General features: G+C 74.3%; 18 protein-coding genes. 10 read left to right on the plus strand and 8 right to left on the minus strand.

Going from position 1 to position 20,760, the window contains the following annotated elements; translation table 11 throughout:
• Positions 1-43 precede the first annotated feature (43 nt).
• Complete coding sequence (locus ABZ807_RS26450; protein ID WP_357163352.1) at positions 44-553, minus strand: hypothetical protein; 510 nt, start codon at positions 551-553, stop codon at positions 44-46.
• 199 nt (positions 554-752) lie between these two features.
• Between ABZ807_RS26450 and ABZ807_RS26455 the strand changes: the two genes are divergently transcribed.
• Both ABZ807_RS26455 and ABZ807_RS26460 read left to right on the plus strand, forming a co-directional pair.
• Entirely contained in the window at positions 753-980 is a 228-nt protein-coding gene (locus ABZ807_RS26455; protein ID WP_357163355.1) for a helix-turn-helix domain-containing protein, read from the plus strand.
• Between the two features lie 104 nt (positions 981-1,084).
• Positions 1,085-1,666 (plus strand): Rv3235 family protein, encoded by a 582-nt coding sequence (locus tag ABZ807_RS26460; RefSeq protein ID WP_357163449.1) that lies wholly within the window; start codon positions 1,085-1,087, stop codon positions 1,664-1,666.
• 357 nt (positions 1,667-2,023) lie between these two features.
• Here the strand turns inward: ABZ807_RS26460 and secA are convergent, their stop codons facing one another.
• Complete coding sequence (gene secA / locus ABZ807_RS26465) at positions 2,024-4,924, minus strand: preprotein translocase subunit SecA (RefSeq protein WP_357163358.1); 2,901 nt, start codon at positions 4,922-4,924, stop codon at positions 2,024-2,026.
• A gap of 169 nt (positions 4,925-5,093) precedes the next feature.
• Here secA and ABZ807_RS26470 point away from each other — a divergent pair, with 169 nt between their 5' ends.
• On the plus strand, positions 5,094-6,251 hold the full coding sequence (locus ABZ807_RS26470) for a GNAT family N-acetyltransferase (RefSeq protein WP_357163362.1): 1,158 nt from the start codon (positions 5,094-5,096) through the stop codon (positions 6,249-6,251).
• A complete protein-coding gene (locus ABZ807_RS26475) occupies positions 6,248-7,357 on the plus strand; it encodes a GNAT family N-acetyltransferase (RefSeq protein ID WP_357163365.1) in 1,110 nt (369 codons plus the stop codon). The genes ABZ807_RS26470 and ABZ807_RS26475 overlap by 4 nt, the downstream gene beginning before the upstream one ends.
• Before the next feature lie 100 nt (positions 7,358-7,457).
• On the opposite strand, the gene raiA is transcribed toward ABZ807_RS26475, so the two are convergent.
• The 5 genes from raiA to mtrA all read right to left on the minus strand — a co-directional run bounded on the left by raiA (position 7,458) and on the right by mtrA (position 13,319).
• Positions 7,458-8,105 (minus strand): ribosome-associated translation inhibitor RaiA, encoded by a 648-nt coding sequence (raiA, locus tag ABZ807_RS26480; protein ID WP_357163368.1) that lies wholly within the window; start codon positions 8,103-8,105, stop codon positions 7,458-7,460.
• A gap of 249 nt (positions 8,106-8,354) precedes the next feature.
• On the minus strand, positions 8,355-9,062 hold the full coding sequence (locus ABZ807_RS26485; protein WP_357163371.1) for a ComF family protein: 708 nt from the start codon (positions 9,060-9,062) through the stop codon (positions 8,355-8,357).
• A 7-nt stretch (positions 9,063-9,069) separates the two neighbouring features.
• Complete coding sequence (locus ABZ807_RS26490) at positions 9,070-10,866, minus strand: LpqB family beta-propeller domain-containing protein (protein ID WP_357163374.1); 1,797 nt, start codon at positions 10,864-10,866, stop codon at positions 9,070-9,072.
• On the minus strand, positions 10,863-12,554 hold the full coding sequence (mtrB, locus tag ABZ807_RS26495; RefSeq protein ID WP_357163452.1) for an MtrAB system histidine kinase MtrB: 1,692 nt from the start codon (positions 12,552-12,554) through the stop codon (positions 10,863-10,865). The genes ABZ807_RS26490 and mtrB overlap by 4 nt, the downstream gene beginning before the upstream one ends.
• 75 nt (positions 12,555-12,629) lie before the next feature.
• Positions 12,630-13,319: an MtrAB system response regulator MtrA gene (mtrA, locus tag ABZ807_RS26500; protein ID WP_357163377.1), complete on the minus strand. Its 690-nt coding sequence runs from the start codon at positions 13,317-13,319 to the stop codon at positions 12,630-12,632.
• Between the two features lie 214 nt (positions 13,320-13,533).
• Here mtrA and ABZ807_RS26505 point away from each other — a divergent pair, with 214 nt between their 5' ends.
• The 5 genes from ABZ807_RS26505 to ABZ807_RS26525 are packed head-to-tail and all read left to right on the plus strand — an operon-like array spanning position 13,534 to position 18,710.
• Positions 13,534-14,385: a hypothetical protein gene (locus ABZ807_RS26505; RefSeq protein WP_357163380.1), complete on the plus strand. Its 852-nt coding sequence runs from the start codon at positions 13,534-13,536 to the stop codon at positions 14,383-14,385.
• Positions 14,382-15,011 carry a DUF4129 domain-containing protein gene (locus tag ABZ807_RS26510; protein WP_357163383.1) on the plus strand — a complete coding sequence of 210 codons (630 nt, stop codon included), beginning with the start codon at positions 14,382-14,384 and terminating at the stop codon, positions 15,009-15,011. Before ABZ807_RS26505 ends, ABZ807_RS26510 begins: the two co-directional genes overlap by 4 nt.
• Positions 15,008-16,414, plus strand: a complete 1,407-nt coding sequence (locus ABZ807_RS26515) for a DUF4350 domain-containing protein (protein ID WP_357163386.1) — start codon at positions 15,008-15,010, stop codon at positions 16,412-16,414. Before ABZ807_RS26510 ends, ABZ807_RS26515 begins: the two co-directional genes overlap by 4 nt.
• Complete coding sequence (locus tag ABZ807_RS26520) at positions 16,411-17,403, plus strand: MoxR family ATPase (RefSeq protein WP_357163389.1); 993 nt, start codon at positions 16,411-16,413, stop codon at positions 17,401-17,403. The genes ABZ807_RS26515 and ABZ807_RS26520 overlap by 4 nt, the downstream gene beginning before the upstream one ends.
• Complete coding sequence (locus ABZ807_RS26525; protein WP_357163392.1) at positions 17,400-18,710, plus strand: DUF58 domain-containing protein; 1,311 nt, start codon at positions 17,400-17,402, stop codon at positions 18,708-18,710. Before ABZ807_RS26520 ends, ABZ807_RS26525 begins: the two co-directional genes overlap by 4 nt.
• On the opposite strand, the gene ABZ807_RS26530 is transcribed toward ABZ807_RS26525, so the two are convergent.
• Positions 18,688-19,692, minus strand: a complete 1,005-nt coding sequence (locus ABZ807_RS26530) for a stage II sporulation protein M (RefSeq protein WP_357163395.1) — start codon at positions 19,690-19,692, stop codon at positions 18,688-18,690. The genes ABZ807_RS26525 and ABZ807_RS26530 overlap by 23 nt on opposite strands.
• A 41-nt stretch (positions 19,693-19,733) precedes the next feature.
• Between ABZ807_RS26530 and ABZ807_RS26535 the strand changes: the two genes are divergently transcribed.
• The gene (locus ABZ807_RS26535; RefSeq protein ID WP_357163398.1) at positions 19,734-20,726 is read left to right on the plus strand and encodes an RDD family protein; all 993 of its coding nucleotides are present in this window, start codon (positions 19,734-19,736) and stop codon (positions 20,724-20,726) included.
• Positions 20,727-20,760 lie beyond the last annotated feature (34 nt).

Below are 20,760 nucleotides of genomic sequence, written 5' to 3' on the forward strand. Positions count from 1 at the left end.
GCGGGCGGCGGGAAGTCCCGCTGCCGCCCGGGCCTGGACCGGGTCAGGAGGCGGCGCGGAGCAGCACGTCCAGCTCGGAGGGGTCGTACCACTCCAGCTCGTGGTCCTCGGCGCTGTCGACGGTGAACTGGGCGTCCGGGTCGCTCGCGAGGGCCTCGGCGACCACCTCGACGGCCGCGGCCACGTCGTCCACCGCCTCCGCCCCGTCCACGTGCAGCGCGGCCACCGACGTCACCGGCACCGGCTGGTCGAGCCGCACCGTGCTGGAGCCGAGGTCCCCGTCGCCCCGGCCGACCGCCGAGGGGGGCAGGTCCACCGAGACCACCACCCGGCGCCGGGGCGCGGCCGGGTCCTCACGCAGCAGCTGGAGGGCGTCCTGGGCGGCGCGGGTGAACGCGACGTACTCCAGCTCCTCCTCGTCGCCCTCGGCGTACCACTCGCGCAGGGCGGGGGTGACGGCGTGCGCCTCCGCGGCCGACAGCCCCTGCTCCCGCAGCCGGGCCAGCATCGGCACGGTCGCCGGGACGTACACCCGGACCAGCTCGTCGCTCACCGTCGTATCCCCCGATCATTCGCGGACCGGCTGGTCTGCCGGTCCCGGGCGCCGATCATGCCGTACGCCGAGACCGTCATACACCGCGCACCGTCGCAGTGGAAGTTGCCGCACCGCGCCGGTGGGGCCGGGTGGTGCTGGGCGGGCGCGGCCGGCGGTGGCAAACTGAGGCAAACAACGCCAACACCGGGGGTTATCCGTGGAGCCGAGGTTTCTCCTGCTCTCCGACGTGGCCACCGAGCTGAACGTGTCGGACTCGCAGGTCTACCACATGGTACGCAGCGGGGAACTGCCCGCGATCAAGATCGGTGGACGCGGTCAGTGGCGCGTCGAGCGCGCCCAGCTGGAGGAGTACATCCAGCGCAAGTACGCCGAGACCGCCGACTGGGTACGCGGCAACCCGCTCACCGACCGCGACCCCGAGTAACCACCACGACCCGGAGGGCATTGACGCCCGGCACCGCCATGCCCGAAGATTGGAGCTTGTCGGAGGCAAACGAAGGCAAACGCAATGATCCAGGGGTGAGCACAATGGTCGACTCCCGCCGTCCCAGGCCCTCCCGGCCCCCGGTCCGGCTGCGCCCGGCCCCCGTCAGCGACCCGCCCTACGTCGACGAGTCACCGGACCTCTGGCCCCGCCCCACCGGCCAGCTCGTCCTCGACCTCTTCGGTGCGGCGCACCAACCCGCCGGCCGCCCACCCGGCCGGCGGCACGAGTCCCGCCCCGGGCCGCCACGGCCCTCCGGCCCACCGCCGGGGGCCCTCGCCACCGCCACGCCCGAGGCCACCCGTGCCGCCCAACGGTTCGTCGCCACCTTCCTGGAGATCCTCAACGGCTACCGCCCGCCCGGGCAGCTCCGGTCCCTGGTCGAGCCGGGACGGGCCACCGAGGTGACCGAGCAACTGGCCCGGGCGTCGGCCCGTACCGGCCCGCTCCGGCGCCGGTCGGCCCGACCCGCCCTGCACCTGCGCCGGCTGCGGGTCTGCGAGCCACGGACGGCGGCGGTCGAGGCCGCCGCGGTGCTCGCCGGCGCGGGCCGCAGCTGGGCCCTGGCGGTACGCCTGGAACACCGCCGGGGCGGCTGGCTCTGCACCGCCCTCCAGGTGCTCTGATCAACGACCCGCCCACGCCCCGACCGGCGGCCCGGCCCGCTTGATCGACCGGCGACCCGGCCCGCTTGATCGACCGGCGACCCGGCCCGCTTGATCGACTCCGTTTGCGGCATGTTGCGGCATCAGGGACGCTCTGACACCGCGACATGCCGCAAACGGAGTCGATCATTGCCGGGCAGGGACGGAGTCGATCATTGCCGGAAGGGGACGGAGTCGGTCATTGCCGGACGGGGCCGGAGGCCGGGGGTCGGGCGAGATGCGGGGACCGGCTCCGGTCCGGGACGGCGAGAGCCGCAGCCCCGAAGGACCGCAGCTCTCGTCGTTGCCGAATCGGCGGGGCGGGGCCCCGCGTCGGGATCAGGCGCCGCCGTTGGGCGCGCCGTGGCAGCGCTTGTACTTGCGGCCGGAGCCGCACGGGCAGGGCGCGTTGCGGGACGGACCGTTGCCGGCCTCGGCCTCACCCGGGGCGGGCCGCCGGCCGGCGGCGCGGGCCGCGGCGGCCTGACCGCTCGCCCCCGCGGGCACCGGACGCCGCGGCGTGCCGGGGAGGCCCGGGGTGTCCGTACGGCCGACGCCGAGGGCGGGTGCCTCCTGCTCGGGCCGCTCCACGGCCACCGCACCCTGGCCGGCCTCGCCGTCGATGGTGGGAGCGGAGTATTGCAGGCCCTGCTGCTGCGGCGCGCGGTGGAGACCCTTGGCCCGGATCTCGACGGGCTTCTCCAGCAGCTGGACCTCCTCGGCCTCCGGCTCCTGGACCTGCACCTCCAGGTTGTAGAGGAAGCCGACCGTCTCCTCCTTGATGCCATCCATCATGGTGGCGAACATGTCGAAGCCCTCGCGCTGGTACTCGATGACCGGGTCGCGCTGGGCGTACGCCCGGAGGCTGATGCCCTCCTGGAGGTAGTCCATCTCGTAGAGGTGCTCGCGCCACTTGCGGTCGATGACCTGAAGCAGCACCATCCGCTCCAGCTGGCGTACCGCCTCCTCGCCGAGCTGCTCCTCGCGCCGGTCGTACGCGGCGTGCGCGTCCTCCTTGAGCTGGGCGAGCAGGAAGTCGGCGTCGATGCTGGCCCGGGAGCCGCCGGCCTCCTCCTCCATCTCCTCGATGGTGGTGCCCACCGGGTAGAGCTGCTTGAGGCTCGACCAGAGCTGCTCCAGATCCCAGTCCTCGGCGTACCCGCTGGCGGTGGCGCCGGTGGCGTACGCGGTGATGACGTCGTCGATCATGTTGCGGACCTGGTCGGAGAGGTCCTCGCCGTTGAGTACGCGCAGCCGCTCGGCGTAGATCACCTGGCGCTGCTTGTTGAGCACCTCGTCGTACTTCAGGACGTTCTTGCGGATCTCGGCGTTCTGGCCCTCGATCTGGGCCTGCGCGCTCTTGATCTGGCGGGTGACCATCTTCGACTCGATCGGCACATCCTCCGGGATGTTGAAGCGCTCCATCACCGCCTCGACCGCGCCGGCCCGGAAGCGCTTCATCAGCTCGTCCTGCAGCGACAGGTAGAACCGGGACTCGCCCGGGTCGCCCTGCCGGCCGGCGCGACCGCGCAGCTGGTTGTCGATCCGCCGGGACTCGTGCCGCTCGGTGCCCAGCACGTACAGGCCGCCGGCCTCGGCGACCTCCTCGGCCTCGGTCTCGCAGGCCTGCTTCCAGGCGGGCAGGACCTCCTCCATCGCCTTGGCGTACTCCTCCTCGTTCTCCACCGGGTCGAGGCCACGCTGGCTCAACTCGTTGGCGGCGAGGAACTCGGCGTTGCCGCCGAGCAGGATGTCCGTACCACGGCCGGCCATGTTGGTGGCGACGGTGACCGCGCCCTTGCGGCCGGCCTGGGCGACGATCTCCGCCTCCTTGGCGTGGAACTTCGCGTTCAGCACCGAGTGCGGGATGCCGCGGCGGCGCAGCAGCTGGGAGAGGATCTCGGAATTCCCCACCGAGACCGTGCCGACCAGCACCGGCTGGCCCTTCTCGTGCCGCTCGGCGATGTCCTCGATCACGGCGTTGAACTTGGCCCGCTCGGTCTTGTAGATGACGTCGGGGCGGTCCTGCCGGACCATCGGCCGGTGCGTCGGGATGGTCACGACGCCGACCTTGTAGACCTTGTTGAACTCGCTCGCCTCGGTCTGGGCGGTACCGGTCATGCCGGAGAGCTTCTCGTAGAGGCGGAAGTAGTTCTGCAGGGTGATGGTGGCCAGGGTCTGGTTCTCCTGCTTGATCTCCACCCCCTCCTTGGCCTCGATCGCCTGGTGCATGCCCTCGTTGTAGCGGCGACCGTGCAGGATGCGGCCGGTGAACTCGTCGACGATCAGGACCTCACCCTCGCTGAGAATGTAGTCCTTGTCGCGCTTGTAGAGCTCCTTGGCCTTGATCGCGTTGTTCAGGTAGCCAACCAGGGGCGTGTTCACCGACTCGTAGAGGTTGTCGATGCCGAGCCGGTCCTCGACCTTGGCCACCCCGCGCTCGGTGATTGCGATGGTCCGCTTGGCGTAGTCGACCTCGTAGTCGCCCTCGCCGTCGGTGCCGGGCTGGAGCCGGGCCACCACGCCGGCGAACTCCTGGTACCAGCGGGCGGAGTGCTCGGCCGGGCCGGAGATGATCAGCGGCGTCCGGGCCTCGTCGATCAGGATCGAGTCGACCTCGTCGACGACCGCGAAGTTGTGGCCGCGCTGGACCAGCTCGTCCCGCGACCAGGCCATGTTGTCGCGCAGGTAGTCGAAGCCGAACTCGTTGTTGGTGCCGTAGGTGATGTCGCACTCGTACGCCGCGCGGTGCTCGGAGGCGGGCCGGTTGGGCAGCACCACGCCGATGGTGAGCCCGAGGAACTCGTGCACCCGGCCCATCCAGGCGGCGTCACGCTGGGCCAGGTAGTCGTTGACCGTGACCACGTGCACGCCCTTGCCGGACAGCGCGTTGAGGTAGACCGCCATGACCGAGGTCAGGGTCTTGCCCTCACCGGTCTTCATCTCGGCGATGTTGCCGAAGTGCAGCGCCGCGCCGCCCATCACCTGGACGTCGTACGGCCGCTGCCCGAGCACCCGGGCCGCCGCCTCCCGTACCGTCGCGAACGCCTCCGGCAGCAGGTCGTCAAGGGTCTCGCCATCGGCGAGCCGCTCCCTGTACTGCTCCGTCAGGCCGCGCAGCTCGTCGTCGGTGAGGTTGACGTAGTCGTCCTCGATCGAGTTGACGGCAGCGGCGATGGCCTTGAGCCGGCGCACCATACGGCCCTCGCCGGCGCTAAGGACCTTTTCCAGAATCGACACGGATCAACGCTCCCCTAGACAGTCTCGAACCATCGTAGGCGCTCCATCGGCGCGATGGTCACTGGTGGCGGCGGTCCGGCCCGGCGAAACCGACATACCGCGCGGCCGTGGCCGCCGCCGACGGTTATCCGGTTACGCCCACCGCGAACGCTCCGGCACCATGGCTCAGATGGAGCCTGTGGAGATCACCGAGGACGGCCTGCTGCTGCGCCCCTGGCGGGCCACGGACGCGGACGCCGTGCACCGCGCCTGCCAGGACCCGGACATCCAGCGCTGGACCACCGTACCGCGCCCGTACCTCCCGGAACACGCCCACGGCTTCGTCACCGGGATCGCCCCGGCGGCGTGGGCCGAGGGCACCGGGGCGCCGTTCGCGGTCTGCGACGCCGACACCGGCGAGCTGCTCGCCGCCTGCGGCCTCGTCTCGATCGACCGGGCCCTGGACTCCGGCGAGATCGGCTACTGGACCGCGCCCTGGGCGCGCGGCCGGGGCGTCACCGTGCGGGCCACCCGGGCGGTCGCCCGCTGGGCGTTCGCCGCGCTGAAGCTGCGCCGGCTGATCTGGCAGGCCGAGGTCGGCAACCACTACTCCCGGCTGGTGGCGCTGCGCACCGGGTTCCAGCTCTCCGGGGAGCTGCGGCTGGCCCATCCGTCCGAGGGTGGCCGGGCGGACGGCTGGATCGGCTCACTGCTCCCCGGCGAGATACCGGGGCCGGACGAGCCGGGGCCGGCCGGCCGGGACACCCTCGACGCCCGCCGGGCCGCCGTCTTCGGCCGGCCACAGCCCGTCCTCTTCGCCACCGCCAACGGGGCCGAGCTGCGGCTACGCCCGATGGAGGAGCGCGACCTGGACGCGATCGTGACGACCTGCCAGGACGTCGACACCGTCCGCTGGACCACCGTGCCGCATCCGTACCAGCGGGAGCACGCCGAGGGGTTCATGCGGGACTTCGCCGACGCGGCCTGGGCCCGGGGCACCGGCGCGTACTACACCATCGCCGACGCCGACGACCGGTATGTGGGCTCGGTCGACCTGCGCCTCGGCCCGGACCCGCTGAACGGCCACGTCGGCTTCATGACCGCCCCGCACGCCCGGGGCAGGGGCTACATGCCCGCCGCCGTGGGCGCGCTGGCCGCCTGGGGCTTCACCACGCTCGGCCTGGCCCGGATCGAGTGGCTGGCGCTGGTCGGCAACACCGCCTCCCGCCGGGTGGCGGAGAAGGCCGGGTTCTCCTTCGAGGGCACCGCGCGGGCCCGCCTGGCCACCCGGGACGGCCGGGGCGACGCCTGGGTGGCCGGGCTGCTCGCCGAGGACCTGACCTCGTGACCCCGGAGATCGTCGACTCCCACGGGGTGCGGCTGCGCCCGTTCCGGCTCGACGACGTCGCGGACACGGCCACCGCCTGCGCCGACCCGCTCGCCCAACGGTTCATCTCCGGCATGCCCGACCCGTACACCGAGCAGAGCGCCCGGTGGTGGATCACCGAGGGGGCGCCGGCGGCCTGGGCCACCGGCGGGGCCGCGTACGCGATCGCGGACCCGGCCTCCGACCGGCTGCTCGGCGGCGCGGGCCTCAGCAACGTCCAGCGGGCGCGCGCCCAAGCGGAGATCGGCTACTGGGTGGCGCCCTGGGCGCGCGGCCGGGGAGTGGCCACCGCCGCGACCCGGGCGCTGTCCGCGCGGGCCTTCGCCGACGGCGTCGCCCGCCTGGAGCTGCTCACGCCCGCCGAGAACCCGGCCAGCCAGCGGGTCGCGCTCGCCGCCGGCTTCCGGCACGAGGGGGTACGCCGGTCCGCCGGCCTGGCCCGCGACGGCGGCCGGTACGACCTGACCGCCTGGGTACGCCTCGCCGAGGACCCCGCCGGCCCGGCGCCCCGCCCGTTGCCGGACCTGCCCGACGGCCGGCTCACCGACGGCGTGGTGACCCTGCGCCGGTTGGCCCCGGAGGACACCGACGCCTTGTACCGGCTGCACACGCTGCCCGAGGTGGTGGCGAGCCGGGTCCGGCAGGTCCCGCCGACCCGGGCGGCGATCGCGCGCCGCTGCGCCATCGCCGAGAGCGGCTGGCTGACCGGCGGCTCGGCCGACTTCGCGCTGCTCGATGAGGCGACCGGCACGCTGGCCGGCGGCTGCGCGCTGAGCTACGACGAGCCGGCCACCGGCCAGGCCATGATCGGCTACAGCCTGCTGCCCGAGGCGCGCGGGCGGGGGCTGACCACCCGCGCGGTGTGCCTGCTGGCCGGCTGGGCGTTCGGGGAGGTGGGGCTGGCCCGGCTCTGGGCCGGCACCGCGCCGGACAACGTCGCCTCGCAGCGGGTGCTGGAGCGGGCCGGTTTCCGGCGGGAGGGGCTGATGCGCGGCCGGCTCCCCGGCCGGGACGACGCCCGGCTGGACACGGTGCTCTACGCGCTGCTGGCCGACGATCCGCGCTGAGCCGGCGTCGGCCACGGCCACCGGGAGACAGCACCGGTCACGGAGCCTCGGTGGTGGACCACCGGGGACTCCGTGACCGGCCGCGAGGGGTGGACAGGGATCAGGTGTCGAGCGAGATGATGCCGTAGTCGTACGCGTGCCGCCGGTAGACGACGCTCGGCCGGCCGGACTCCTTGTCGTGGAACAGGTAGAAGTCGTGCCCCACCAGTTCCATCTGGAACAGAGCGTCGTCCACGGTCATCGGTTCGCCCGCGTGCACCTTGGCCCGGGCGATGTGCCAGGGCTGGTCGTCGTACTCGTCGGCGGGTTCCTCGTCGCGCTCGGCCACCGCGGTGGCCGTGCCGGCGGACCGGGGCGCGAGTCCGTCGAGGTCGGCCACCGGCAGGTCGGCCACCGGCAGGTCGGCGGTGGCGGCGGCGACGGAGAGCGGCGCGTGCCGGCCCCGATGCACGCGGCGGCGGTCAGCCGCCCGACGCAGCCGGGTGTCCAGCTTGGCGATGGCCGCGTCGAGCGCACTGTAGAAGTCGTTCGTGCAGGCCTCCGCCCGGATCACCGGCCCCCGGGAGACGCAGGTGATCTCCACTCGCTGGCAGGTGTCGGACTGGCGGGGATTACGTTCGTGGAACAACTCCACGTCGACTCGGATGAGCTTGTGGTCGTAGCGTTCGATTTTCGCGAGTTTCTCAGCTACGTGCACCCGGTAATGGTCCGGCACTTCAACGTTTCGGCCCTTGACCACGATGTCCACGTGACCTCCCTTTTTCGGATGGCCGTCTGATCGTCAACCCGGTCGACGTGACCCTCGGGAGCATCCCGGCGGCGTCGACCGGTCAGTTACGGCTACGCCTCCTTCCACCGCCGGGGGCGGGTTTGGAGCCTCCTACCCCCGACACGAAAACGCTAACTCGTGTTCGCCCGACAGTCACCCCCAGTTGTCGAGAACGCTGGAGATATTCAACACCTCATACACCAAGGGGTGAAACGGAAACACGAAGCGTCACCACTGACGCCGTTTTTGCGTTGCGGCGAGCACGGCCGCGGCGTTTGGCGTTATTCCCAGGCCGCGCAAAGCGCGGGCCACGGCCGCGAGGGTCGCCCCGGTGGTGAGGATGTCGTCCAGCACCACCACGCTCCGGCCGTCGGCGACGCGCCCGCCGCCGCCCCCGCGGGCCCGGAACGCCGACGCCGCCGCGGCGGCCCGCCCGGCGCTGTCCAGCGCCACCGAATCGGGTCGGGGCAGCGCCCGCAGCGGCCGGGCAGTCCGCACGTCCCAGCCCGCCGCGCCCAGCCGCCGCGCCGCGTGCCGGGCCAGCCGGGTCAGGTGGTCGCCGTAGCGAGACCGGGCGGCCACCGCGGTGTCCGGCACCGGCACCAGCAGCACCGGCCGCGCCGGGCCGACCGCGCCGGCCACCACCTCGGCCAGCAACGCGCCCAACGGCCCGGCCAGACCGTGCCGGCCACGCTCCTTGTACGCCAGCAGCGCCTCCCGCAACTGCCCGGCGTACGGGCCGAGGGCGTGGCAGGGCGGCAGGTCGGGTGGGGCCGGGGTGGGGCGTACCGGGCCGGGGCGCAGCGCCTGGAGCGCGTCGGCGCAACCCGGGCAGAACCCACGCCGGCTCGCCGACCCGGGCCGCCCGCAGCCCGCACACCCGACCGGCAGCACCAGGTCGGTCAGGTCCGCCCAGAGCCCGCCGAGGTCCCGCACGACGCGCTCAGAACAGGAAGAAGGGCGCGGTCGGGCTGCCCGGACGGACGCCGGACGGCGGCGGCGTCGTCTCCAGCACCTGATCCCGCCGGATGGTGTCCGCCGGGTAGCGGTAGGCGACGCCGTTCGCCTCGTACATGATCAACACGGCGGACGTCGGGTTGGTCGGGTACACCGCCAGGTGCGTCACCCGGGCACCCACGTCTTTCACGAGCGCCGCCTCCTGTGCCCCGTCGACGCCCACCACGTAGACCGCGGAACGGTTGGTCGAGCCGGCCACGGCGAGAGTGTTCTCCCCCGCCCAGTCCACCGCCGACAGATCGGTGAGCGTCGTGGCGACCGGCCGCACCGGGCCCAGGGAGACCATCCCACCATCGAGGTTCGCGGAGGAGAGGTAGAGCCGACCGCCGACGATCAGGGCGATCCGGTGCCCGTCCAGCGAGGCCGCCACGGCGGTGACCCGGCCGGAGGCGCTCACCGGCACCTGGAGCATCCGGGCCCGGTCGTCGAACCGGTAGAGCCGTCCGTCGGCAACCACCAGCCCGTACGGCTGGGCCGGGTCGAGCGAGCGCAACCAGACCGGCCGGCCGATCGCGCCGAAGGCCTGCGGCCCCGGCGTCATCACCTGCACCGGGTCAGCGCCCAACCCGGCCACCAGGCGCTGCCGGCCGCCGGGGACGGTGGTCACCATGGCGGCAAGGACCTTGTCCCCGGCCCGCCGGACCGAGGCCGAGACGACGTTGTGGTTGTCCTCGGCGCGGAGCGGCACGGTGCCGCTCGCCTCGGCCGGGAACGACAGCGGGTGGATCGCGCCCTCGTAGACGGTGAACCGCTGCGGCCCCCCGGTCAGCGGGTAGACCGGGTGGGCGAGGCGGTGCTTCTCCAGGTCCGGGATGGTCACCTGCGACTGATTGCGGGTGGTCAGTTGGAGCTGGCCGTCAAGATCGGGCAAGGAACAGGCCAGCTGGATGCCGAGCTTCTCCAGCTTGCGGCGGTCGTCCCCGGGCAGGTCCAGGTTGACCTCCCACCGGCCGTCGGTCTTGATGGCGTTGTTGATCAGAGCGGTCCGGTCCGGCAGGCCGATGACGCCCTGGCGCAGCCAGTCGGACGGGCCGGCGACAAGCCACTTGACCACCTCGCTGACCAGCCGCTCGCGCGGCACGGCGAGCGGCTGGTAACGCTGGTCGGCGACCAGGCGGGTGCCGTCGGAATTCCAGAAGTAGACCGTGTGGGGCTGGTAGTACCGGCGCAGCGCCTCGTCCTCCAGCAGCAGCACGGTCGGCGGATCGGTGACGTAGAGACCACCCTCCTCGGCGCCCTCCTGCCCCGGCTGCCGGGCGTTGCGCAGCGAGAACTGGTATTCCGTCTCGGTCGCCACCGGCGGCGCGAGCACGCCGTTGGCGCGCAGCACGCCGATCTGCTGCACCGGCACCCGGACGGTGAACAGCCCGTTGGCGTTCTCGGTGATCACCGGCTTCTCGGTCAACCGGACCACGTTGACCGCGATCTCGCTGCCCTGCTTCTCCTGCAGGCGGCTCTTGTCCTCCCGCGCGATGAACCCCTTGACCCGCGTGTACGCCCGCTCCGGCTCGCCCGCGGCGGCGGAGAGGAAGTTACTGACGAAGGCCTCCCGGTCGTCGCTGGCCGTACGGGTGGGCGGCTCGCCCCGGCGGGAGCTGGAGGCACCCGCCCCCGCCGCCGGCCCCGACCCGTCCACCTGCACCTCGGTCTGCGCCGGGATGCCGCAGCCGCCGAGCACCAGCAGCGCGACGCAGAGCGGGCCGGCCAGCCCGCGCCGTCTCACGAGCGCACCTCCGCCCGGTCGTCGTCGGCGGCCGGCCCCGGCCCGACGGCCAGGGCTCCCCCGCCGGCGGGGCCGATGGCCAGCAGGTCGCCGTCGCGGAGGCCGCCGAACGGCAGCGTGGCGTCGGCCGGCACCAGCCGCAGCGGCGAGGTGGTGAGCCGGTCTCCGGTCCGGGCCGGCAGCGTGAGCCGGAACTGGGCGCCCTGCCCGGGCGCGCCCCACGCCTCCAGCCAGCCGCCGTGCAGCCGGGCGTCCTCCAGGCTGATCGACAGGCCCAGACCCGTCCCGCCGGTCTGCCGCGCCCGCGACGGGTCGGCCCGCCAGAAGCGGTTGAACACCAGCTTCTCCTCCCCCGGCTTGAGCCCGACCCCGTGATCGCGCACGGTGATCGCGACGGCGGTCTGGTCCATCCCCAGCGTGATCAGCACCGGCTTCGCCTCGCCGTGCTCGACCGCGTTTCCGACCAGGTTGCGCAGCACCCGCTCGACCCGGCGGGGGTCGACCTCGGCGATGACCGGGGTGGCCGGCACGTCGAGCTGGATCGGCACGCCGACCCGCTCGGCCAGGCCGGCCAGCCGGTCGGCGACCCGGTGCACCACCGGCACCAGGTCGGTCGGCTCGGCATCGAGCATGGCAAAGCCGGCGTCGAAGCGGCTGATCTCCAGCAGGTCGGTGAGCAACTCCTCGAACCGGTCCAGCTCGGCCTGGAGCAGTTCGGCGCTGCGGGCCACGGCCGGGTCGAACTCGTCGCGCTCGGCGAAGAGCAGGTCGGCGGCCATCCGGACGGTGGTGAGCGGAGTACGCAGTTCGTGCGACACGTCGGAGGTGAACCGGCGCTGCAACCGGGACATCTCCTCCAGCCGGAGGATCTGCCGTTGCAGGTTGGTCGCCATCTGGTTGAACGAGGCGGCCAGCAGGGCCAGGTCGTCCTCACCGTTGACCACCATCCGCTGGTCGAGCAGGCCGGCGGAGAGCCGCTGGGCCGTCCGGGCGGCCACCCGTACCGGCGTCACCACCAGGCGGGTGACCAGGGCGGCGAGCAGGCCCAGCAGCAGCACCAGGGCCACCCCGGTGGCGAGCACGGTGGCCCGGGCGTCGGCGGCGGTGGCGTCCTGCCGGGACAGCGGCACCAGGTAGTAGAGCTCCAACTGGCCGAAGCCGGTCGGCACCGGCGAGCCGTACACCAGGTACTTGGTCTTCGCGCCGCCGAGCCGGCCGGTACGGATCTGGTGGGCGACCTTGCCGTCCGCGACGGCGGCCCGCAGCTGCGGGCTGATCAGCGGCCGGACGTCCGTCGCCGGGGAGGTCCGGGTCCCGATGATGCCCTCGTAGCTGTCGGCGGTGATCGCCACGACCACCCCACTGGTCTGCTGCGGGTCACCCCCGGCCAGGTAGTTGACCGTGCCCTCGATGGTGTCCTGGAGCTGGGCCTCCTGGGGCTGGCTGTAGAGGTTGAACTGCTTGGCCGAGTAGTCGCTGCCGCTGCGCAGCCGCAGCAGCACGTCGGTCTGGGCGTTCTCGACCAGGATGTTGGTGACCTTGCTGGCGATCAGGTAGGCGAAGCCGCCGACCAGCAGGCTGGAGACCGCCAGGGTGATGGTCACCACCCGGACCTGCAACGACCGGCGCCAGGTCTGGTGCAGGCCGGCGAGCAGGCCGAGGATCCAGCCGACGAGGGCGCGCCCCAGCGCCCGCGCGGCGGAACGCCGGCCGGCGGGGGTCCGGGAGTGGGGGCTCGGGGAGCTGGTCACGGTGCGACCAGGCTATCCGGTACCCGCCTTGTAGCCCACGCCCCGAACCGTGAGAATGATTTCCGGTCGCTCCGGATCCGGCTCGATCTTGGCGCGCAGCCGCTGCACGTGCACGTTCACCAACCGGGTGTCCGCCGCGTGCCGGTAGCCCCAGACCTGCTCCAGCAGCACCTCGCGGGTGAAGACCTGACGCGGCTTGCGGGCGAGCGCGACCAGCAGGTCGAACTCCAGCGGCGTCAGCTTCACCTCCTCGCCGTCCCGGCTGACCGTGTGCGCCGGCACGTCGATGCTGATCTGGTTGCTGGGCGGCCCGATCGTCAGCATCTCCGGGGCGGCGTCCTCGCCGCGCCGCAGCCGGGCCCGCATCCGGGCGATCAGCTCCTTGGGCTTGAACGGCTTGACCACGTAGTCGTCGGCACCGGACTCCAGGCCGAGCACCACGTCGACGGTGTCGCTCTTGGCGGTCAGCATCACGATCGGCACGCCGGACTCGGCCCGGATGGCCCGGGCCACGTCGATACCGCTCATACCGGGCAGCATCAGGTCGAGCAGGACGATATCGGGTCGACTGTCCCGGAACGCGGCCAGCGCCCGTTCCCCGTCGGCGACGAACGAGGGCAGGAAGCCCTCGCTGCGCAGGACGATGCCGAGCATCTCGGCGAGCGCGGGGTCGTCGTCGACCACCAGTACCCGGGCTCTCATGGGATTGATGTTTCCATCCCCGTTCAGTTCGGTGGGATCGGCGTCACCCGGCACGGTACTGCCGTGGGTGGTGTCACCGCACCTCCCACGCCGCCGAAGGTCATCGGCGGGGGCCGCGCGGCGTGCGGGTCCACCCGATCGGACCGGCCGTGTCACCATGATCCCCGGGCGCGCCGCCGCCCGCCACCGAGACCCGTCAGGAGCAGGAGTACGCGTGCCCGACGTCGGCCCGACCGCCGTGCTCCCGAGGCGCCCGCTGACCGTCGGAGAGCTGCTCGACTCGGCGGTGCTGCTGCTGCGTACCCAGGGCCGCCTGCTGCTCCCGCTGGGCGCCCTGTTGGCCGTCGGCGAGCAACTGCTGCTGTACCCGGTGCGGCTGGCCGCCGGCGTCGAGCCGCCGACCTGGCTGCTGCGCGGCGACGGGTTCACCGCGCTGTGGTTCCTGCTGGCGCTGGGCGCCGCGACCGAGGCGGTGATCGTCACGCTGCTCGGCAACCCGGCCGCCCGGGCCGCCGGCGCCGCGCTGCTCGGCCGCCGCGCCGGCGTACGCGAACTGCTGCGCCCCCGCGGGGCCCGGTACGGCGCCACCCTGCTGCTCGCGCTCCTGGTCGGCCTCGTCGTCATGCTCGCCGGCCTGACCGGCCCGGTGTGGTTCGTCGCGTACCCCCTGTTCGGCTCCGTCGCGGCCGCCCTGGCGGTGGACCGGGTCCCGGTGGAGCAGGCGGTCGGACGTGCGGCGCGGCTGGCCGTGCGCGGCGGTGGGCAGGTCGCCGCCGTCCGGGTGCTCGGTTACCTCGGCTGGTGGATCCTGCGGGTCGGCCTCGCCCTGGGCGTCTTCACCGGGCTCGACTCCCTCGACCTGGTCGACCTCGGCGACCCGGCCCTGGCCCCGGTCGCCGCCATCGTGGTCTGGGCCGGGGTGAACACTGTCGCCTACCCGGCGCTGGCCTGCCTGGACGCGGTGGTCCACCTCGACAACCGGATGCGCACCGAGGGGCTGGACATCCGGCTCGCCCGCTCCCCCGCCGGCCTCGCCGAGCCCGTCCTGCTGGCGGCCGACCGATGAGCTTCAGCCGCTGGTGGACCGAGACCACCGCCGCGCTCGGCGACCTGGTGCCGCTGCCGCTGGCGGCGCTGCTGCTCCTGCTGGCCGCCGCGCTGGCCGCGCTGGCCTGGTACCACTGGCCGGCGTGGGTGCCCCGCCGCCTGCCCCGACTCCGCCTGCCCCGACTCCCGTTCCGGCTGCCCCGACTCCGGCTGCCCCGGCTGCGTAAGCTCCGGCTGCTCAGGTGGCGGCGGCGGACGCGGCCCGCCACGCAGGCCCCGGAGCTGCCCCGACCCCGCGCGGGCGGGGCCGAACCGCCGTCCGGGCCGGCCCTCTCCCTCGCCGACCGGCTGGCCGCCGAGGGCCGCTTCGCCGAGGCGGTCCGGGAACGGCTGCGCGGCATGGTCCGCCGGCTGATCGCCACCGGGGCGGTGGAGCAGCGCCCCGGCATGACCGTCACCGAACTGACCGAGGCGGCGGCCCGCAACCGTCCCCCGGTCGACCCGACGCTCCGCGCTGCGGGCACGATCTTCTCCGAGCTCTGGTACGCCCGGCGTACCGCCTCCGCCGAGCACGACCGGCGGATGCGGGAGCTCGCCGACGAACTGGACCGGGTGCTGGCCGGCGGTCCGGAGAAGCCGCGATGACCGCCACCGCCGCGCCGCCGGCCGCACCGCCCACCGCCCCACCCCCGCCCCGGCGGCGCTACCGTTGGCACCGACTGGTGATCCCGTTCGCGCTGGCCGCCATGCTGCTCACGGTCACCGTGGTCACCCGCGCGGTCGACCAGCCGGACGCCACCGAACGGGGCTTCCTCTCCCCGGTGGCGACCGGCGACGACGGCGGCAGCCGGCTGGCCGGGGCGCTGCGCGGGCAGGGCGTCACCGTGCAGCGGGAGACGGACACCCTGCGGGCCCTGCTGGCGCTCGACGGCCGGCCGGCGACGCTGTTCGTGCCGGCGCCGGAGCTGCTGCACCCGGACACCGTCGGCGCGCTGGGTGACCTGCCGGCCGGCAGCCGTCTCGTCCTGGTCGACCCGTCCCGGCGGGTGCTGGAGTCGGTCGACCTGCCGCTGGTGCCGGCCGACCGGCGCTGGGCCACCCGGGCGGTCGCCCCGGACACCGACGGGGTGCCCTGCCCACTGCCCGAGGCCGCCCGGGCCGGCACCGCCGCCGCCCGGCTCCAGCGGTACGCCCCACCCCGCGGCTTCGCGGCCACCCTGCGCAGCTGCTACTCCGGCGGGCTGGTCCACCTGCCCTGGGCGGCCGACGTGGTGGTGATCGGCGCCAGCGACCCGTTCCGCAACGACCGGATCGGCGAGTGGGGCAACCGGGCGCTGGCCACCGGGCTGCTCGGCGGCCACGGCCGGGTGGTCTGGCTCGACCTGGACGGGCCCGCCCCGCCCCCGCACTTCGGCACCGGCAGCAGCGGCGAGCCCGCCTGGTCGCCCACCCCCGGCGGCTCCACCACCTACGGCGGCGGCACCGGTGACGGCCACGGCGGCCAGCCCAGCGAGGGCCACCCGGGCGGCTCCGACGGCGACCCGTCCGACGGCGACGACCAGCAGGAGCAGGCCCAACGGCCGGACCGGCAGAACCCGCTCTGGGCGGCGTTCCCCGCCTGGTTCTGGGCGCTGCTGGTGCAGCTCGCGCTGGCGGCGCTGCTGGTCGTGCTCTGGCGGGCCCGCCGGCTCGGCCCACCGGTCGCCGAGCCGCTGCCGGTGCGGGTCCGCTCCGCCGAGACGGTCCTCGGCCGGGCGCGGCTCTACCAGCGCGCCCGCGCCCGCGGCCCGGCCGCCGACACGCTGCGCGCCGCCGCCCTGGACCGGCTGCTCACCCGGCTCAACCTGCCCGCGACCACCCCGCTGACCGAGGTGTCCGCGCTGGTCGCCGCCCGGACCGGCGGCACACCGGAGCAGGCGCACGAGCTGCTGTACGGGGACGCGCCGACCTCCGACGCCGAACTGCTGGAGCTGGCCCGGTCGCTGGACCGGGTGACCCGTACGGTCGCGGCACCCCCCGACCACCCGACCGAAGGAGACCACCGGTGACCCACCCCGTCGCACCCGCCGCGACCGCGACCGCCGGCGCGGACGACGCCCGCGCCGCCCTGCACCGGCTGCGCGCCGAGGTGGCCAAGGCGGTCGTCGGGCAGGACGCCGTGGTCACCGGGCTGGTGATCGCGCTGCTCTGCCGGGGGCACGTGCTGCTGGAGGGCGTACCGGGGGTGGCCAAGACGCTGCTGATCCGCACCGTCGCGACCGCGCTGGACCTGGACTCGAAGCGCGTGCAGTTCACCCCCGACCTGATGCCGGGCGACGTCACCGGGTCGCTGATCTTCGACCCGCACACCGCCGCGTTCACCTTCCGGGAGGGGCCGGTCTTCACCAACCTGCTGCTCGCCGACGAGATCAACCGCACCCCGCCGAAGACCCAGTCGGCGCTGCTGGAGGTCATGGAGGAACGGCAGGTCTCCGTCGAGGGTGCCCGCCGGCCGCTGCCCGACCCGTTCATCGTCGCCGCCACCCAGAACCCCGTCGAGTACGAGGGCACCTACCAGCTGCCGGAGGCGCAGCTGGACCGGTTCCTGCTCAAGCTCACCGTGCCGCTGCCCACCCGGGACGAGGAGCTGGGCGTGCTGCGGGCGCACCACGCCGGCTTCGACCCGCGGGACCTGGCCGCCGCCGGCGTACGACCGGTGGCCACCGCCGCCGACCTGGCCGCGGCCCGGGAGGCCGTCGGGCGGGGGTACGTGGCCGAACCCGTCCTCGGCTACATCGTGGACCTGTGCCGGGCCACCCGGGCCACCCCGGCGCTGGAGCTGGGCGCCTCGCCCCGGGGCGCGACCGCCCTGCTCAACACGGCGAAGGCGTGGGCCTGGCTGGCCGGGCGGGACCACGTCACCCCGGACGACGTCAAGGCCACCGCCCGGCCGACGCTGCGACACCGGCTGCGGCTGCGGCCCGAGGTGGAGCTGGAGGGCGTCGGCGTGGACACGGTGCTGGACACGGTGCTGGCCACCGTGCCGACGCCACGATGACCTGGCGGGCGGCCGTCCTGCTGCTGGTGGGTGCGCTGACCCTGCCGGCGTGGCCGGACCCGTTCCTCGGGGTCGTCGCGATGACCGGCGCGGTGCTGCTGCTCTGCGCCCTGGACTGGGCGCTGGCCGCGCCGCTGCACGCGGTCACCGCCACCCGCGAGGGCGACCGGACCGTCCGGCTCGGCGGCACCGCCACCGTCTCGCTGCGCCTGGCCAACACTTCCGGCCGTACGCTGCGCGCCCAGGTCCGCGATGCCTGGGTGCCCTCGGCCGGGGCCTGGCCGGAGGTGCCGCCGGGGCGGATCGTGCGGGTGGCGGCGGGCGGCGACGCCCCGTTGCCCAGTCGACTCACCCCGACCCGACGCGGCGACCGGCCCGCGGTGGCCCTGGCGGTGCGCTCGCTGGGCCCGCTGGGGCTGGCCTTCCGGCAGCGCGCCGGGCGGCCCGCCACCCCGGCCTGGACACTGCGGGTGCTGCCGCGCTTCGACTCCCGGCGGCACCTGCCGGAGAAGCTCTCCCGGCTACGGGTGATCGACGGCATGCAGGTCAGCCGGGGACGCGGCCAGGGCACCGAATTCGACACCCTGCGCGAGTACGTGGTCGGCGACGACGTCCGCTCGATCGACTGGCGGGCCAGCGCCCGGCGGGCCGACGTGCTGGTCCGCACCTGGCGGCCGGAGCGGGACCGCCGGCTGGTCTGCGTGCTGGACACCGGCCGCACCTCGGCGGTACGCGTCGGCGACGAGCCCCGGCTGGACACCGCGATCGACGCGGCGCTGCTGCTCACCGCGCTGGCCGCCCGGGCCGGCGACCGGGTCGACCTGATCGCCGCGGACGCGGCGATCCGGGCCACGGTCACCGGCAGCGGGCGGGCGGCCCTGCTCAGCCGGCTGGTGACCACCGTGGCACCGCTGCAGCCGGCGCTGGTGGAGACCGACTTCGAGCTGATCGTCGGGGAGATCCTCCGCCGGGAGCGGCAGCGCAGCCTGGTGGTGCTCTTCACCGCACTGGAGGCGGGCGCGCTCGGCGAGGGCCTGCTGCCGGTGCTGCCCCGGCTGGCCGCCCGGCACCGGGTGGTGCTGGCGGCCGTACACGACCCGGTGCTCACCCGGCTGACCACCGCCGTGCCGGCCCGGCCGGAGGACGCGTACGCGGCGGCGGCGGGTTGGCGGGCGCTGGCCGAGCGGGACCGGGTCCGCGCCGCCCTCGGCCGGTACGGCGTGACCGTGGTGGACGCCCCGGCGGACCGCCTCGCCCCCACGGTCGCCGACACCTACCTCCGCCTCAAGGCTCTCGGCCAACTCTGAGTTCGGCCAGCCAGGGGTCGGTCCGCTCGGCGGGCACGGACGCCGCGGCCACCGCCCGGCGGCCCAGGACCGCCACGTACCCGAGGAAACCCAGCCAGACCGCGGCCCCGAGCCCCACGCGCAGCGCGATCGGCACGGGCGCCGGGGTGACGAAGGCCTCCAGCAGCGCGGAGACCGCGAAGAGCCCGACCAGGCCGACGGCGACCAGGATCGCCGAACGCCCCGCCTCGGCGACGGCCCGGCCCCGGGTCAGGTGCGCCGGCGGGGAGATCCACGCCCACGCGGTACGCAGGCCCACCCCGGCGGCGACGAACACCCCGGTCAGTTCGAGCAGCCCGTGCGGGGTGATCAGTCCGAAGAAGACGTCGGCCCGGCCGTAGGAGACCATCACGCCGCCGACCACGCCGACGTTCAGCGCGTTCTGCCAGAGCAGGTAGAACACGGGCACGACCAGCACCCCGGACGCCAGGCACTGGGCCGCGATCCAGGCGTTGTGGGTCCACAGGTGGAAGGCGAAGGTCGGCGCGGAGAACTCGGTGTAGTAGCCGGCGAAGCCGGAGTCGACCAGGTCGGCCGCCGCCTGCGGGCCGATGAACGCCGCAGCGGTGTCGGGGTTGCCGGCGACGTACCAGATGAGGAAGCCGCTGAGCAGGCTGAACCCGGTCGCCACCGCGCACCACCAGGGCCAGGCGCGGTAGACGGCACCGGGGAAGTCGACGGTGAAAAACCGGGCCACCGCAATCCAGGACGGGCCGCGCCGCCCGGTCACCCGGGCCCGGGCCCGCAGCACCAGCTGGGACAGGCGGCTGACCAGCCCGGGGTCGGGCGAGCGGCTGCGCAGCGCGGACAGGTGGGTGGCGGTGCGCTGGTAGAGCGCCACCAGCTCGTCGACCTCGTCAGCGGCCAGCCGGCGCCGGTCGCAGAGCTGTTCCAGCCGCCGCCACTCGTGTTGGTGCTCGGCGACGTACGCGTCGAGATCCACTCGTCCTCCCCCGTCCGGCGCTCATAGTGTTCACTGTGCGGGTGAGAGCGCAACCACCGGCGCCCGCCGCGCCCGGCGGCGCCGACCGTTTCCCGACCGGGGCCGACGCCGGCCTGGTCAGCGGCGAGGCCGTCCAGCTCGACGTGCGGGCGGCCCGGCTGGGCTCCCGGGTGCTGGCGCTGCTGCTGGACGTCGGGACCCAGGTGGTCCTGGTGCTGCTGCTCGGGACGGCGTTGGCGGCCCTGGCGCTGAACACGCTGCCCGGCGTGGACGAGGCCCTGACGAACGCCCTGGCGACCGTGTTCCTGGTGCTGGTGCTGGTCGGCTACCCGGTGCTCTTCGAGCGCTTCAACCACGGCCGTACGCCCGGCAAGATGGCCGTCGGGCTGCGGGTGGTCAGCGCCGACGGCGGCCCGGTCGGGCTGCGGCAGTCGCTCAGCCGGGCGCTGGTCGGGGTCGCGGTGGAGTGGCCGGGCCTGGTGCTGCCGCTGCTGAGCTGGGTCGCCGGCGTGGCGGTGATGCTCACCGACCGGCGCGGCCGGCGGCTGGGCGACCTGGTCGCCGGCACGATGGTGGTGCACACCCGTACGACGCAGCCCTGGCTGCCGGCGCCGATGATCATCCCGCCGTTGACCGGGTGGGCGGTCACCCTGGACCTGACCCGGCTGGACGACCCGCTGGCCCTGGCCGTGCGGCAGTACCTGACCCGGGCGCACCGGTTCGCCGAGCCGTCCCGGACCCTGCTGGCGCGGGCACTGTGGAGCGAGGTGGCCGCCGTGACGTCGCCGCCACCGCCACCCCGCGTACCGGAACCGCTCCTGCTGGCCGCCATGCTGGCCGAGCGGAACCGCCGCGGGGCCCTCCGGTTGCGCCGGGCCCGCACGCTCACCGCCACCCTCTGGCCCGAGCTGGCACCGACCCCGGGCGCACCCGCCGTACCCGTCGAGGCCACCGCGGACCGCTCGCCAGCCGGCCCCCGCCCGGCGGTTCCGGCCCCCCGCGCCGCGCCGACGCCGCTGACACCGCCCCGCTGACACCGCCCCGAGAACGCCCCGGCCATCAGGCCGG

The sequence above is a fragment of the Micromonospora sp. NPDC047548 genome, assembly GCF_040642975.1.
In the GTDB taxonomy this organism is placed as follows: Bacteria; Actinomycetota; Actinomycetes; order Mycobacteriales; family Micromonosporaceae; genus Micromonospora.